The sequence below is a fragment of the Lentiprolixibacter aurantiacus genome (assembly GCF_026241225.1).
In the GTDB taxonomy this organism is placed as follows: domain Bacteria; phylum Bacteroidota; class Bacteroidia; order Flavobacteriales; family Flavobacteriaceae; genus Lentiprolixibacter; species Lentiprolixibacter aurantiacus.
Genome location: NZ_JAPFQP010000001.1, coordinates 237,669 through 254,714, shown reverse-complemented (window position 1 = coordinate 254,714; position 17,046 = coordinate 237,669). Strand labels below are relative to the sequence as shown.

The window sequence follows — 17,046 nt, the reverse complement described above, 5'->3', positions numbered from 1 at the left end:
ACTATAAAATTGAAGTTCCAAATTACGAAATTTTGACGTTGAAGTTCAGAAAACATTGCAGCATTACCCTGCTGTCCCTTCTTGTAGGGTGCGCAACCTATACGCCTCAATACAAGGAACCAACGAGCATTTCCAGATTTCCCGATAAGGCCATTGCACATAGTTTTTATCTCGTTGGGGATGCGGGCAACTCTCCAATGGGGAGCAAGTCTCCGGCGCTTTCAGGCCTGGAGAAAATTATTGACCGTGCTCCGGCTAATAGTACACTGCTGTACCTGGGAGATAATATTTACCCCCATGGGTTGCCTAAAAAAAATACCAGGGGCAGGGACTTTGCGGAACATCAGCTAAAGGCACAGGCCGGGGTCGCCAAATTATTTAAAGGAAATACCATCTTCATTCCTGGTAATCACGACTGGTATAGCGATGGCCCAAAAGGGTTAAAGCGGCAGGAAGAATTTGTGGAAGACCTGCTGGGGAAAGATTCCTTCCTCCCGGAAAATGGATGCCCGATCACTAAGGTAGATATCAATGATGAGGCAGTACTGATCATTGTGGATTCGGAATGGTATGTGGCTAAATGGGACAAGTTTCCCGGGATCAATGACGATTGTGAAATCCGGAACAGGAACCGCTTTTTTGATGAGTACGCAAGCCTGATCAAAAAAGCAAGGGGTAAGACAACCGTGGTAGCCATCCACCACCCCATGTATACCAATGGCCCGCATGGTGGGCAATTCTCCTTCAAGTCGCATTTAACCCCGTTACCGGGTCTGGGAACACTTAAGAATGTGGTTCGTAAAACCGGAGGTGTATCCCCGGCCGATCAGCAGCACAGGCGTTACAGGGAATTAATTGATCGTATTACTACACTGTCCCGGGAAAATAACAAAGTAGTTTTTGTGTCTGGTCATGAGCACAACCTGCAGTATCTGGTAGATCAGAATTTAAGGCAGATCGTTAGTGGTTCCGGGTCCAAGCTAAATCCGACCCGAAATGTGGGCTATGGACAATTTAGTTATGGGGCCCAGGGATATGCCCGTTTGGATGTTTTTAAGGATGGTTCTTCCTATGTGCGCTATTACACCGCCGGTAACAAACTGGTTTATGAAACCGATGTTTTCGGGGAAGAAAAGGAGGAGGAATTTACTTTTTCCACCTATCCTGAGAAGGTAAAGTCTTCAGTCTATTCGAGTTCCGAAACAAATAAATCTAATTTTTATAAGTGGTTTTGGGGCGAAAAGTACAGGGAGCTTTTCAGCCGGGAGATTGAGGTTCCCACAGTAAACCTGGACACTTTGTTTGGCGGATTAACCCCGGTTAGAAAAGGAGGGGGAAACCAGTCGAACTCACTGCGTTTCGAGGATTCCGAAGGTAGGGAATTCATGATGCGGGCTATTCGTAAAAATGCACTCCAGTATATACAGGCGGTTGCCTTCAGGGACCAGTATGTGAAAGAGGAATTTGAGGATACAGGAGTTGAGGCGCTTTTCATGGATGGCTTCACGGCCTCCCACCCTTATACCTTTCTGGCTATAGGAACCCTTTCCGATGCCGCAGGGGTATACCATACCAACCCGGAACTTTACTATGTTCCCAGACAAAAAGCTATTGGCCGGTTTAATGACGAATTCGGGGATGCCCTGTATATGATTGAAGAGCGGGCAGGTGATGGGCATGGCAAGAACCCAGGATTCGGGTATTCCGATGAGTTGATCAGCACCCATGACATGCTGGACAAATTACGCAAGGATGAGGAGTACAAAATAGATGAAAAGGCCTATATCCGTGCCCGTGTATTTGATATGCTGATAGGCGACTGGGATCGGCACCAGGACCAATGGCGATGGGCCGTTTTTGAGGAAGGAGACACAACGCTTTACCGTCCTGTGCCCCGTGACCGCGACCAGGCCTTTTCCAAGATGGATGATGGTTTTATTATGGGAATAGCCACTGCCCTCGTACCACCCATAAGACTTTTAAATGCCTATGACGAAGAATTGAAATATGTAGACTGGATGAATGTGGAACCCTATCCATTGGATGTGGCATTAGTTGGTAATTCAGGTAAATCCGTGTGGCTGGCAGAAGCCGCTTTTATTCAGCAGAATTTGACCGATGACGTAATTGAAACTGCTTTCAAAAAGGTTCCAGGGGAAGTGCAGGATGCCAGCCTGGAAGACATAAAAAAGAAACTAAAAGGGAGAAGGGCCAATATTGTGGACATAGCTGGCCGCTATGCCGATGTGGTAAACAAATATGCCATTGTAACGGGAACTGATAAGGACGACCGGTTCGATATTACCCGCTTGCCCAATGGTGATACCAGGGTGGTTGGATATCGTATAAAGGATGGAGAAAAAGCCGATGTTATCCATAACCGCGTTTACAATCGCAAAAGCACCAGAGAAATCTGGATCTATGCCCTGGATGATGATGACCATTTTTATGTAGATGGCGAAGGGGATGACCTTATTAAGGTAAGACTGATAGGCGGACTAAACAATGATGTTTACGAGATTGAGAATGGGAACAAGGTGCATTTATATGATTACAGTAGCAAGCCAAATACTTTTATTACCGGTAAAGGCATAAGGCATATACGGGACGATTACGAAACCAACAATTATGATTATAAAAAGCCCAGGTATAATTCCAACTTGCTGATCCCGGGAATAGGGGGCAATCCGGATGACGGAATTAAAGTAGGATTGACCAATACTTATACCGTCAATGGATTTGAACGAAACCCCTTTACCTCACAGCACACTATTAGTGGCTTTTTCTATACGGCTACAAGTGGTTTTGAACTGGCATACCAGGGGGAATTTGCCAATGTGCTGGGCTCCTGGAACCTGACTTTAGGAGGCGAATTCACCAGCCCCAATTTTGCGAGGAACTTCTTTGGTTACGGAAACTCAACGCCCAACCCCAATGCAGAGGATGACGATAATTTTGACCTGGATTACAACCGTGTAAAGCTGGGGAAACTGAGTTTCGGAACCGGACTGGTTCACCGTGGTGAACATGGAGGAATGTTTAATATCGGGGTCAATTATCAATCCTTTGAACTGGAAGAAACCGAGGGGCGTTTTATTGAAAACTATGTAGTAGCTTTTCCCTCGGACCAACAAAAAACCTTCCTGAATACAGAGGCCTCCTATGTTTTTGAAAACAGCGACAATCCGGCCTTCCCCACCTTGGGGATGAAGTTTGCGCTACAATTTGGGTATACCCAAAACCTTGATGAATCTAATGGCTTTGGCTACCTGATCCCCTCTCTTGATTTTGCTTATCGCCTCATACCTTCCGGAGATTTGGTATTTGCCACCCGTTCTAAGGCGCACTTGAATTTTGGGGATGATTTTGAGTTTTACCAGGCGGCTAGTATTGGTGGGAATGATGGTCTTAGAGGCTACCGTTTCCAGCGGTTTTCAGGAAAAAATGCCTTTTATCAAAGCTCTGATATCAGATGGAATTTCGGCAGGAAGAAGACAGGTATTTTACCCATAGAGACGGGTCTTTTTGGAGGATTTGATGTAGGAAGAGTTTGGGTAGACGACAACCTTTTATTGAACCCCGACTTCAATGAAGAGCAATGGAATACCTCCGTAGGGGCAGGCTTTTTTGTAAATGCTGCTGATGTTATTGCCGGGAGCATATCCCTGTTCAACAGCGACGATGGTCTGCGGTTTGCTTTCGCTCTGGGATTTGGATTTTAATTGAGGGTGTAGCGGTAAAGGTTCCTCCCGCCACCCCCGCTCCATTCATCGGAGAGCAAGAGGGTATTATTGTCCAGGAATGTAATGGCTTCCAGTTGTGTATTGGCTCTCAGGTCTATGAGGTCTATTGTTCCTGAAGTAAAATCATCGCCCTTGAAGTCTTTAAACACCCATAGCTGACCGTAGCTAAGAAAAACAAGTGTTTTTCCGTCCGGAGAAAGGTCTGCCCCGGTTATAGAGCATCTGCGGGAATCATCACAGGTATTTATCACCGAAACAAGCTCAGCCTTATGCTTTCCGGGCACAGCAGGGATTTTATAGATTCGGGCTTCTCCCTGGTAGGGTCGAGTCATATCCTTGCTTACAACATAGAGGAAGCCATCTTTGTAAAACAACCCTTCTGCATTGTAGCGAAAGTCTTTTCGTTTAGGGGGGTATTTATCCTGGTCCGGGTAGCGATAATGAATCTTTTCCGAATCTATTTTATCCCCTTTTTCCTTATCCGGATCAGGCAGTTTATAGATCACCAGGTCTTGCCTATGGTTTTCATTATTCCCAATATCGCCAACATAAAGATTGCCCTCAGGATCTTGCGCAAGTGCTTCCCAGTCGTGGTTACGGGCATTTTTAACCTTAAACTCTTTAAGCAGTTTTCCCTGTAAATCCACTTTAAAGATCTTATCCGGGTTTCCACTGTCTTCTATGATCCAGACGGCCTCCCCGTTTACTGCCACCATCCCAGAGCTTTCATTGAGCCTTTTGGGGAGGTCGGCTATGGGGGTTAGCTGCCCGTACTGGGCGCACATGATAAAAAGCGAAGGAAGCAGAGCCAATAAGAGACTAAAGCGCATCTTTAATGGGCATATAAACTTCAGCTCTCCAATTCAGTTCATCCCCTCCCAAATTCGGGTTGTTAAAGAAAAATTCGACAGGAAGGCCTGTCACTTCCAGATTATTTTCCTTCGCATAATCTAACAAAGCGTACCAGGCTCTATCAGATGTCGTATAGTTTCCATAGTATACTGCTTTTATTGCCTGCTGGCGAGTAAGTCTTTTGTAGGTTATCTCCGGATGGAAGGGATCGAGCTCTGGTTGTATAATTGGGTAGCAGAAGTTAAATTGAATACTATCCTTTAGCATATCCCAAGCCGTTACTTCAATAAACGGTTGCCCGTTTAGCTGAACATCATTGCTGACAAAGAAACTATCCAATAAAGGAAAGTCATTCCTCATTGCCTTGGTTTTGTCTAACTGGTTGGTCTGCAATGTAGTACATGCACAGTATGTACTTTTCAGTTGCTCCTTTCCTATTACATCAACCTTAAATTTATCGATATGGTTTACCAGCATTTCTCCAAGATCCAAAATGGTTTTTCTGGTTCGCTTTTCAAAGTCAGTATCTGAAAAAGGTATTGCAATTTTATTGCTCAAACTATAATCCCGATCCCTGGCATAGACCTTAATCTTGGAAAGCGAGTCATTGATACGTATTATCTGCCATTCGTATATATGAACCGAATCACCGAATTTTAGTTGCTGGGTAAATTCAGTAATTCCCTCTTTAGCTATTATCTCTGAGTTATCGAGTCTATTATTCCACAGCTGAATAGTCTGTTGAATTGCTCCCGGAAATGTTTTAGCCTTAAAGTTTACCACATAATCATAAGGCCTTAGAAATAAATACCAAACAAGACCGCCTATTAATAAGACGCCCACAACGAATAAAATCTTTTTCATCGATTTGTTATTTAGTAGCTACTATTGTTTCCTTAGTCATATTTAGATTTTCCAATACAAATTTACCAAGATCACGCCCCTGTTTAACACCAACCTCTACTGCCGTCCTGTAGTGGATACCCCCGTACATCCTACTTATAGCAGCTTCATCTGCAGCTTCATTAAAGGAATTAAAACTTCGCACAGGCAGTCCATACCGCAGTTCCGTATCATCATCAAATGCGAAATTATCACCGAAGATATTAGTAAGGGTGGTTGCTGCGGCTCCAGAAACTACACTATGACCACTGGTATATTCCGGAAAAGGAGGGGTTTGTAAAATGGGTTTCCAGTTGTCGTTAAAGTGTTCATTAATCAAAGTTTCCGGCCGTATCAGATTACTGCGGTATTTTTCATCCCAGCAACTGATAAATGCATCGGCCATGGCAATGGAAGCTTTCGTATAGGCATACAGGGCATCGTCAAAGGAGCTGTTGGTTTTTCTGCAGGCTATCTTTGTAATTCCAATCCAGTGGGCTCCGGGAGTGATTTTCTTGGTGGCAAACATCAGGTGTCCCCGGGTTACGGAAACATAGGGATTGCAATCCCAGAACTGCGCAATTTCAATTTCCTCTGAAGTATCTCCTTTTTCTGTTATTTCATTGCTGATGTCGTATACCTCCTTTACCTCCTTATAAAAGTCCGATCCTTCCTCCATGGAGAATGGAGGAGGGGGAACAGGCTTGAACTGATCGGCAGAGTCAATCACAAATGGCCTGATTTTGTTCCAGTGAGGTTCAATCCCATCCATATAGGCCGGAGGTGTAGGCTGCCAGCGCCCGGGATTGTCCGTATCAACAGTAAACTTCGGCATGGTCCTGGTTTGCTTGTAGTTGTCCTTATCCATCCAGGAAGCAATATGTTCAGCTACTCTAAGGCCGTATTCTTTGGATTCGTTAAATTCCTTGCTGTTTTGCCCTTCCCAAACACCATAGAGGCTGTCGCGGAATACCTCGATCATTTCCTCTGTGAAGATCAGTCGGCGGCTTACATCCATATGGGCAATGAGTGCGGCAAGGGAGTAATTTATGGCCTTTTCCGCTTCTGGTTTTGGAATGGGACTTAGGTCGCGAACCTGTCCGGAAAGGGAATTGTACCCTTCATTGTTCAACGCCATGATTTCGTAGGCAGCAATATTGGGATAGGCATATATCCGGCTGGCAACAGGAGGTGAGAATATGTCATGAACCATAATATTAGTGACCCTATCCACTGCACTATGCAATTCTTCTGCAGATACCTCTATTGGCTCTTGTTTCACGTTGCAAGATACCATCCAAAGTATCAGAACCAATACACTAAAGTTCCTCATCACCAATCCGATTTAATTTAACCACTGATATACCTCTGCTTTGCCGTTATTGAATGTTACCAATATATAAGGCTGGTCATTCATATGTATTATATGAAGATGGCGTACAGCTTTTTGTGAAAAGTCCATCCCCATTTCATGCCCCAAAATTACATCATTTTCGCCGGCTATCATAGCCCCGGAAAAGGAACCAAACCTCCCGTGATAGGGTTTTACACCAAAGTAATTTCCCCCGGCCAAAACTTCTTCTTTGCCATCCTGGTCGAAATCATAGGATACAAAAGAAGTTATTGGTGCCACTTGCAGTTCCTGTCCAAAGGGCGTGAAAGAAAATTTTCCCTCATTATTCATAAGAATGCCGGAACGCAATTCACTGACCTGGAATAGGCTTGCTTCTTTAAGTGTTTTTTTGTCCAGTATCTCCTCAACAGATTTCCCTGCCATACTGCGGAAAGTAGTAAACTTTTTTCGCAGTGATACTATCTGTTGAGATAAACCTTCCAGGCTTTCCAGGGGATAGTATTTACCATCTTTGGGGATAGCTATTATGGTTTCTGTACTCCCGTTGGAGTCAAAATCCCCGTAGTACATTTTCAGGGGATTGCTTTGTGAGGCCCTAAATTTATTGTTATTTCCCCAGTTACCTAAAATGAGGTCCAGGTCCCCATCGCCATCTATATCGTTAGGGATAACAGCCTGCCATAGCCCTGAAATTTCCTGTTCCAGCAGTTCAACCTCTGTTAAACTACCCTTGTCATTTTTAAAGAAACGCGGGGCCATCCATTCTCCTACTACAATCAGTTCCTCCTTTTGGTCATTATCCAGATCTGCCCAATAGGCATCGGTAACAAGCCCCAGTTTTTGCAACGACAGGTTATCCACGATTTGAAAAACACCACCTTCGTTTCTAAGAAGGTAGGAAGGTGGAATGGCACCAAAATCATTGGTACGGGTATAATTACCGACAAAAAGATCAAGATCACCATCACCATCAATATCGTGGGGTTTTATCACAGCGGCATGTTCAAAGTATTCCGGAACCTGGGCTTGATTAAATCCACTTTCTCCCTGTATAAATAACCTGTCCAGCAAGCGCGTACTTTGTCCAAAAAAGTCGCCACCCCCCGTTCCCAGGAACAGATCTTTTTTACCATCCGAATTGAAATCCTCAATTACAGCACTTATTTCCTCGATAACGGAATCCCTGACAAGTTCCGGATAAGATGAGCTTACAAAGGCGGTGTCTGTTTGCAGGTATATCTGGGCAGAATGATACTTGGAACCTCCAAAATAGAGGTCGTCTTTCCCGTCCCCATTAAGATCTCCGGAAGCCACCGCAGGCCCCCTGTCTGAAATCTGATAAGGTATAAGTTTTTGTCGGTTAAAATCAACGTAATTGTCTTCCACATGCTCATAATCGATCCCCAGATTATCCGTTACTTGTTTAAAGCGATTCCCTTGCTGCGGCAGGAGTGAAGCATAGTCAAACTTTAGCGTGTTTTCAGGACTAAGCTTTAGTGTCTGATTAACCTTTGCATTTTTCACTACCTGAAATGTCCCATCGGGCCAAACTATCTTAAGTGAGTCTACTACATCCGTCTGTCCATATCCAAAATGTATAATGGGCTCGGAGGAGGCCTGAAAGCCCCTCACCGGGTACAGCTCCTTATATTGAAGCAGCCCTTTATGATATGAAAACACCTTAGTTCCAATTCCAAATTTATTGGGTCCGGGATAATTGAATTTGATTTTCAGGTAATTCGCTTTGTTATTTGTTTGATTGATGTACAAACTGGCCTCACGGTTCAGGTTATTGGTTACCAGATCCAGGTCCCCATCCAAATCCAGATCGGCATAGGCCGTTGCCCCGGAAACCAATGTGTCTTTGCGCAACATGGTTTCTGAAAGATTTTCAAATGATGCTCCCTTACCGCGGAAATAATAGTTATGGACTGCTCCCGAAGGCATCATTTCCAGAGCATCCTGGTCAACCAGCCGTGTATTGTTGATTTTACTTCTTATTTCTTCACTGGAAACAAAGCGAATATAATCCAGATCATTGGGCCTTTTTGGAATCCCGTTAGAGATAAACAGGTCCTGTTCTCCGTCCTGGTCATAGTCAGCAAATAGGGCACTCCAGCTCCAGTCAGAGGCAGCTATACCACTTTGAAGTGCGGTTTCCGCATAAAAAGAGCCGGGACGATTCAACTGCAACATGTTCCGAGAAAATTGGTAATGGTAACCAAAACGGTCAATGCGCATTCGCTGTGTTTGAACATTGTCATCGCCTTCCGATGTTTTGAGTATCTCTTCCTCTTCGGGAAGCATATCTAAAGAAATTAGGTCTGGCCAGCCGTCGTGATTCACATCAGCCACGTCATTTCCCATGGAAAACCGAGTAGTATGACCAAAAAATTTCTTCAGGCTTTCGGTAAAGGTTCCGTCTCCATTATTCAGGTAGTAATAGTCGTCTTCGTGGAAATCATTACCCACATAGATGTCCGGATAGCCATCCTGGTTAAAATCCGAAACAGCAACCCCCAGGCCATAGCCGATGATCCCGCCAAAAATACCTGCTTCTTCACTTACGTCCGTAAAGGATTCTCCGTCGTTGCGAAGTAACTTGTCACCGGTTTCATAATTACGTTTGTACCGTAGATTGGCGCGACCGTAAGATTCTTCAGTATGCACTGCATGGTTCAGAAGATAGAGATCCAAATCCCCATCCAGGTCATAATCCAGAAAGGCTGCTGACGAACTGTAAGAGTCAAAATCAAGCCCATAGCGAGCAGCACTTTCGGTAAAGGTGTTATCCCCGTTGTTTATAAAAAGCTCATTGTATCCGCTAAAACCTTTAATCCCTACTACGGCACAGACATAGATATCCAGCAGGCCATCCCCGTTTACATCACCCATTATAGCTCCCGTATTCCAGCTGCTATTTCCGGCCACTCCGGCTTGTTCAGTTATATCCTCAAACTCCAAATTGCCTTTATTGAGGTAAAGTTTATTTTTCACCTGGTTACCAGCCAGATAGATATCGGGCAGACCATCTCCATTAATATCGCCAATAGCCGTGCCTCCCCCATTGTAGAAATACAGATAATCCAGGATGTTCAGGTCCTCCCTGGGAGTCAACACATTTTTAAAATCGATTCCGGTTTCAGATGCGTCTGGATTATGGAATAATTCTCCATCCCCTGAACAGGAAATGAGGACCATTACCAGGCAAAAAAGTGCAATGAATTTATTCATCCAGGGCGTAAATCTTGGGTTTATTGTCATTGATGGTTGCGATCAGGAAGCGCTTTCCGGATTTATCCTTGAAAGATTTCAGGTGTTTGATTTCACCTTTGATGAAGAAGCCACTCTGCTTATAATCCTGCCAGGTAAATCCAAGATTACCGTCATTGAGCAATACATTTCCATAGCTGGCATCCAGACGGGAGAATTGCGGCTTGTATTCAAAATTATTTCCTCCCATGATTAAGTCGAGATTACCGTCGCCATTGACGTCTTCACAGCTAATTCCACAAACGCAGGATAGTTGTACCCGGTTTGGCAGGAATTGTATGCTGAATTTCCCATCCCCTTCGTTAATGGCAATTATTGACTCCGAATAGGTTACCTCTTTCATGATTGACCTTTCGAAAATATTCCTGGGGAAAAGTTTATCTATGCTTCTTCTGGCGTATTCCGAGGCTTTCAGATTTTCCTTTTTAAGGGAAACCAACTGACTGGTGAGTTCTTTCTTTTGGTGAATCGGGTAGTCCTTACCATTTTCGTGCATGGTTACGATTTGTTCAATAGTCCCGTTGTTATCAAAATCATTGATCCAGATTCGCATAGGCGCTTTTGGAGAAGGTTTATAATGAAGGTTTGCTCCCTGGTTTCCAAGGATAAGGTCAAGGTCCCCATCTTTGTCCAGGTCGGCTGTTTCCACGGTATTCCACCAACCACTCAGGCTGTCAAGGGTTGTTGGCATTTGGGTTAACCTCCTGCCCGTATTCCTGTAAATGCGCGGGTTGTCCCATTCGGATATGGTTAGCAGGTCATTCCTTCCGTCACCATCGAGATCTGCCCAGATAGCATCGGTAACCATTCCTTCATTCCTCAAATCATAAGCCAGTCGTTCGGTTGCATCAGAAAAGGAACCATTTCCATCATTTTCAAGGAAAAGATGATCCGGATTTACCCCATAAGTGCCAACCACACTGCGTGAACCTATAAATACATCCATATCTCCATCAGCATCGAAATCCTGAGGTGCAATCACGGCTATATTTTTAAATACCGAAGGCAATGGCGAAGGTGATTTTGAGAAGATTCCCTTGCCGTCATTCAAATACAGACGCGTACGATAGGACTGTTCGTCCCCGACCTGGTTTCCTCCACTACCAACCATTAAATCCATATCACCGTCACCATCGACATCAAGAAAAGCTGCAGCTGTGTCTTCAAGATCCATGTCCTTACCGAAGGCGGACTGTTCAACGATGGCTAGTTTACCATTACCCAGGTGTCTGTATAGAATACCCGGCTGCCCTTTGGCGCCACCGATAAAAATATCGTCATTCCCATCTCTGTCAACATCCGCTATAGCCAATGCGGGACCTTCCTGAGATAGTTGCTTATAGATAAGGCCCTCATAGTCAAAGTCATTGTAGTTATTTTCCCTGTGCGCAATCAGCGAGCTATTTTCCATTTCTCTCAGCAGGGGTCTTATAGGTTCGAGTTGCGGCGGTTGATAAGTTTTAAGGGTATCGGAATATTTAAAGTCAAGTGATTGATTTACCGAGACGTCTTTAAGGAATTGTGTTCGGTCATCCGGCCAGATAATTCTGATCGAGTCTATTCTATCGGTTGTTCCCAATCCTATTGTCATGTTGTAGTCCATTGAGGACTGGAAACCACGAAAGGGCATTAACTCCTGAAATACAATGTTCTCTCCATAGTAAAGCAATGCCGTGGTACCAATTGCAAATTTATTTTTCTCCGTGCCTTCGAACCGCATCTTGATATAGTTGTGATCCCTTTGCTCATCAGTAAGGTTTTGATAAATGAAAGTCTCCATATTTACATTATTGACCACAAGGTCAAGGTCGCCATCGTTGTCCAGATCACCATAGGCTGCACCATTGGAGAGGCTTGGTAATTCAAATCCCCAGTCTTTATTAGCATTATCAAAGGTAATATCCCCGTTGTTCTTGTATGCGTAGTTAGGCTGTGGCTTGACAGGCATTTTGGCAATTATGGAATCTATGGACTCCTTCTTACCAGTAAGGGCCATTTTCTGGATGATTTCATTGGCAAAAAAGTCTACAAAATCAAGGTCGGTAAGATCGTGATTGATACCATTGGTGATAAAGATGTCACGAAAACCGTCATTGTCCATATCAAAAATCAAACCAGCCCAGCTCCAGTCAGTAGCATCTACACCGCTGAAATAGGCTACTTCGGAAAAAGAGCCATTACCATTATTCAACTGCAGGGTATTCTGTATGTATTGCTGATAGAAGTCTTTACTTTGCTTAAGTCTAAAGACATCATATCCTTCAAAGGTCATAACAGATTTTACACGCTCCTCGGGTTCCGGAAGCATGTCTGTGATAAAGATCTCGGCATGCCCATCGTTATTGATGTCTGCCATATCGATTCCCATGGCTGACAAGGACAAGTGTGAGGTCCAGTTTTTGATATCCTCCGTAAAGGTGCCATCCTGGTTATTGATATAAAGGTAATCCCGCTCATAAAAATCATTGGAAACATAAATATCCGGATACAGGTCTTTATTGATATCAGTCACCATAACCCCCAGGCCAAAACCTATCAAACTGCCGTAAATACCGGCATCTTCACTTACGTCTACAAATTTGCCGTTGTCATTACGGAGCAGCATATCCCCAACACCTCGAAATATTTTAGGCACCCCTTCCCAATCCTGGGCTCTTACCTGCCGCTGCTCGGCATAACCCAGGCTACTTACCGGAATATTGCTATTGTTCAGGATATAGGCATCCAGGTCACCATCCTTATCATAATCAAAAAATGAGGCGTGTGTAGAGAAACCAGTTTTGGCCAGGTTATATTCTGCCGCCTTTTCTGTGAAAGTGAGATCCCCGTTATTGATGTACAGGTCATTGTCATGGTTGTTTCCTTCCATATTTCCGGCATTACTGACGTATATGTCCAGAAGTCCGTCTGCATTAATGTCAACCATGACAACCCCAGTGGACCAGGGCTTATTTCCCATAACCCCTGCACTTTCGGAAATGTCTTCAAAGGTCAAGTTGCCTTTGTTGAGGTAGAGCCTGTTCGGTTCCATATTACCCGTCAGATAAATATCGGCAAGGCCATCATTGTTTATATCACCAATAGCAACACCACCCCCGTTATAGAAGTTCCTGTACTTGAAGATATTGAAATCCTTTTGGTTTTCTATGGCGTTTATAAACCGTACACCGGTTTTGGTGGGGGATAACAATTTAAATAGGGTCAGTTTTTCTTCGCTTTCTTTTTTAGCTGATTTATCCTCGGTAGAACATGAATAGAACAGACTACTACAAATAATTATGCCTACTAGTAAGTTCAGTTTAATCTGCATAAGATTTTTTCTGATAATGGTTAACCCGATCATTAAAATTTTATTTGACCTGTAAAAGTTCAGCCTGTTTTATCGGGTGGGCTTGTACAATCAATAAAATGGGTTTATACCAGCTGATTGTAGCCTAAACTAGGGTCAAAAAGTCGAATCTCAAAATTAAGATAATCAACTATCCTATCCTATTTAGAGATAAGCAAATTGCGATTTTAGAACGATATTTAACGGTCTGTGGGGAACACCAGAGGCATTGCTGTTCTGCTTAACTCCAGAAAAAAGCGTAAATAGCCGAAGTAATGATCATTACTGCGAACGCCCCTATGTTAAATTTGGGACTGGTGGTAAAAGTTTTCCTTGAAACCGGGATTGCCCTGGGGTCATCGGTTCCTTTGTTTTGAACCAGGCTTACCAGTGAGATAACCAGCATGGAGAGCAGGCAGGTATATCCCATCTGATCCAGGAAGGGAACGTTTAAAAAAAAGTCACTTTGGGACCAGCTATTGGGCGCGACCTTGAAGTAAAGAGCTATTGGAATAGATACCAGGGCACCTGCTATGGCGCCCCTGTTTGTTGTTTTTTTCCAGAATAAACCCAGGATAAATACGGCCAGGATACCGGGACTAACCAGACCGGTATATTCCTGGATAAATTGAAAAGCCTGATCAATACCACCTAATAATGGTGCCATGATACTGGCAATAATGAGTGCTACGGCCGCCGAAATTCGACCTACATTTACCGTGGCTTTGTCAGATGCTTTCTTATTTATATATGGCTTGTATATATCCATGGTAAAAATGGTAGAAGTGGAATTAAGCATTGAGGCCAGGGAGGAAACCACTGCGGCTGCCAGGGCTGCGAAAGCAACACCTTTTAGTCCTACGGGTAGGAATTGCAATAACCAGGGGTAGGCCTTATCTGCCTGCTCCAGAGAAGGCATATTCTGAAGTGCTGTTTCTCCAAGTCGTGATAAAATCTCTGTGTCTTTTACCATCACATAGGCGGCAATACCCGGAACAACGACTATAGCTGGGATAATGATTTTCAGGAAAGCGGCCAGTATAATCCCTTTTTGAGATTCCCTGAGTGATTTTGCCGCCAGCGTCCTCTGAATGATGTACTGATTAAATCCCCAATAATAGAGATTGGCTACCCAGAGACCTCCTACAATTACCCCTAGGCCTGGAAGGTTTTTATACTCCGGGTTGGACTTGTCCAGGATCATTACAAACTTTTCAGGGACTGTCTCATATACGGTTTTCAATCCAGCCAAAACTCCCTGGCCATCAGAAACTGCAGACAGGGCCAGGTATGAGGTAACCAGTCCGCCGAGGACCAGGAAAATAACCTGTATAACGTCTGTCCAGGCCACGGCAGAGAGCCCGCCATAGAGTGAGTAAGCTGCGGCAAAAAGCGCTAAACCAAGAACACCATAGACCATTGGAATCCCCATGATGGTTTCCAGGGCCAGGGAACCCAGGTAGAGCACTGAGGCGAGATTTACAAAGACATAAAGTGCAATCCAGAAAATGGCCAGGATGGTCTTCAGGTTGGTGGAATAGCGTTTTTCAACAAATTCCGGTATGGTGTAAAGCCCTTTCTCAATAAAGATGGGCAGAAAGAATTTTCCAACGATTAGCAGCGTAATGGCCGCCATCCATTCATAGGAGGCAATAGCTAACCCCACGGCAAAACCAGAGCCCGACATCCCAATAAATTGCTCTGCAGAAATATTGGCGGCAATTAAGGAAGCTCCGATCGCCCACCAGGGGAGGGATTTTCCTGCTAAAAAATAATCTTCGGCATTCTTCTGGTGCCCTTTTTTGTCACGTGACACCCATAGTCCTACGACTAGTATCAGGCAACCGTAAGCGGCAAAAATCAAATAATCCCAAATGCTGAATGTTGAAGTAATAACTAAGAGGATCGGTTAAGAATTGTCTGTGCTATAGCAACAAGATATACAATTATTTAATAAAAAAACCCCTGCCGGCAGGCAAGGGTTTTTTTTATAGTTCTAAATGGTTTAGTAACCAGGGTTCTGAGACAGATTAGGATTAGCCAATACATCTGAAACTGGTATTGGGAATATTTTCAGATGGTCAGAACCAGCTTCTTTCTGGTTCCAGGCCCTAAGATACTGATCGAACCTGATAAGATCTTGTCTTCTTACCATTTCACCGTAAAGTTCTCTACCTCTTTCATCTAATAGGTCTTGTCCATCAAGTGGCCCTGTTAGTTCTGTAGCACCCCTTTGTGATCTAAGAGCATTGATCATTGTTAAAGGATCACCTCCCATTCTCCACATAGCCTCTGCTTTCATCAGGTAGGCATCTGCATATCGATATCTAACGATATGCCTTCTTCTGTCTCCACCTTCTTCATTAGGGTGGTATTTCAACAATCTTGTTCCTGCTGTTTCAAGTACAGCATTATCAGCTGGGGCTGAATATTCGGTTTTCTCTGCTTCCTTGGTAAATACTAAAGGAACTCCACCTACATTATTCCTGGCATTTAAAGGCGTACCATCCTGATCGTATTGCTGGTCAATCAAGAAGCCTAAACCAATACCCAGGTTATCTTCATCTGCTGTAGAAGCATCGTGAACCACCCCTCTTCGTTCTTCCTGTCCACTACCAGGAGTGTTAACATCCGGATCTCCTTCAAATAATTGGTAGAATTCAGAAAGCGTGACAAAACCATTCCATCCGCCTCCATCATTGACACCCGGCCAGTCCTGACTGTAATGTAAAGTATTCCAGATTCTGGGCCCTGTATCAGCAGGTGACCACCAGATTGTTTCCACATCATTACTTGGACGGAAAATATCAAAATATTCACCAGGAGCTGCTAATGTGTACCCATCTGCAGTAATTGCGTCTACTGCATTAATAACTACCTGCATATCTGCATTATCCGGACTTGTATCTAAATAGACGTGCTTGTTTAAATGCAGTCTGGCCAATAAAAGGTTTGCCGCTGCTTTTGTAGGTCGAGATTTTAAATCAATACCATCAGCTGCGGTAACCGTAGGCAGGTCTGGAAGGGCAGCAGTAAGATCAGCAACTATAAAATCAATGGCATCCTGTCCTGTAAGTACATCAGGAATAGCACTGTTAGGCTCATCAACATTCCTAATAGGTACTTGTCTCCACATATCAAGGATCCATTCCATAGCCCAGGCTCTGTAGAACCGTGCTTCGGCCTTTAATTGTGCCACATCCCCGCTGGCTGTATTTACACTCTTTTCGTTAATAACCCGGGAAGCATTAATAGTAACACTGTTTAAGGCCTGCCAGGGTTGAACTACATCAAAAAGTTCCGCATTCCAGGTTTGCTGGTGGATGGATAACCACCTACCGTTATCCCCCCAGTCAGTTCCCCGGGTAGGAACGAAGTATTCATCCGTAGTCACCTCGTTTAATGCATAAAGACTTTCCTGATTAGCCAGGGCACCATTGGCAATAGTGTTAGATATATTATCAACTTCACCTTTAATATTGGCAACACCTGCAAACCCATCACTGATCAATGAATCAGTACCTTCAATCTCCAGATCTGTGCAGGAAAACACAAATGGGATCAAAAGTGCAATACTTAAATAATTTGTTATTTTTCTCATAATCGATTTTTTT

8 protein-coding genes are annotated in these 17,046 nt (G+C 44.0%); 1 reads left to right on the top strand and 7 read right to left on the bottom strand.

Annotated features, from left to right (window positions below):
* Positions 1 to 38: 38 nt before the first annotated feature.
* The gene (locus tag OO016_RS01070) at positions 39 to 3,722 is read left to right on the top strand and encodes a metallophosphoesterase (RefSeq protein WP_266010172.1); all 3,684 of its coding nucleotides are present in this window, start codon (positions 39 to 41) and stop codon (positions 3,720 to 3,722) included.
* On the opposite strand, the gene OO016_RS01065 is transcribed toward OO016_RS01070, so the two are convergent.
* The 7 genes from OO016_RS01065 to OO016_RS01035 all read right to left on the bottom strand — a co-directional run bounded on the left by OO016_RS01065 (position 3,719) and on the right by OO016_RS01035 (position 17,033).
* Positions 3,719 to 4,573 carry a hypothetical protein gene (locus OO016_RS01065; RefSeq protein WP_266010171.1) on the bottom strand — a complete coding sequence of 285 codons (855 nt, stop codon included), beginning with the start codon at positions 4,571 to 4,573 and terminating at the stop codon, positions 3,719 to 3,721. The two genes, OO016_RS01070 and OO016_RS01065, sit on opposite strands and share 4 nt — an antisense overlap.
* Complete coding sequence (locus OO016_RS01060) at positions 4,563 to 5,459, bottom strand: GyrI-like domain-containing protein (RefSeq protein WP_266010170.1); 897 nt, start codon at positions 5,457 to 5,459, stop codon at positions 4,563 to 4,565. Before OO016_RS01060 ends, OO016_RS01065 begins: the two co-directional genes overlap by 11 nt.
* Positions 5,460 to 5,466: 7 nt before the next feature.
* The gene (locus OO016_RS01055) at positions 5,467 to 6,810 is read right to left on the bottom strand and encodes a vanadium-dependent haloperoxidase (RefSeq protein WP_266010169.1); all 1,344 of its coding nucleotides are present in this window, start codon (positions 6,808 to 6,810) and stop codon (positions 5,467 to 5,469) included.
* A 12-nt stretch (positions 6,811 to 6,822) separates the two neighbouring features.
* Positions 6,823 to 10,065, bottom strand: coding sequence for a VCBS repeat-containing protein (locus tag OO016_RS01050; RefSeq protein WP_266010168.1), 3,243 nt, complete (start codon positions 10,063 to 10,065; stop codon positions 6,823 to 6,825).
* The gene (locus OO016_RS01045) at positions 10,058 to 13,414 is read right to left on the bottom strand and encodes a VCBS repeat-containing protein (RefSeq protein WP_266010167.1); all 3,357 of its coding nucleotides are present in this window, start codon (positions 13,412 to 13,414) and stop codon (positions 10,058 to 10,060) included. Before OO016_RS01045 ends, OO016_RS01050 begins: the two co-directional genes overlap by 8 nt.
* 259 nt (positions 13,415 to 13,673) lie before the next feature.
* Complete coding sequence (locus OO016_RS01040) at positions 13,674 to 15,326, bottom strand: sodium/sugar symporter (protein WP_266011914.1); 1,653 nt, start codon at positions 15,324 to 15,326, stop codon at positions 13,674 to 13,676.
* Between the two features lie 111 nt (positions 15,327 to 15,437).
* Positions 15,438 to 17,033: a RagB/SusD family nutrient uptake outer membrane protein gene (locus OO016_RS01035; protein WP_266010166.1), complete on the bottom strand. Its 1,596-nt coding sequence runs from the start codon at positions 17,031 to 17,033 to the stop codon at positions 15,438 to 15,440.
* Positions 17,034 to 17,046 lie beyond the last annotated feature (13 nt).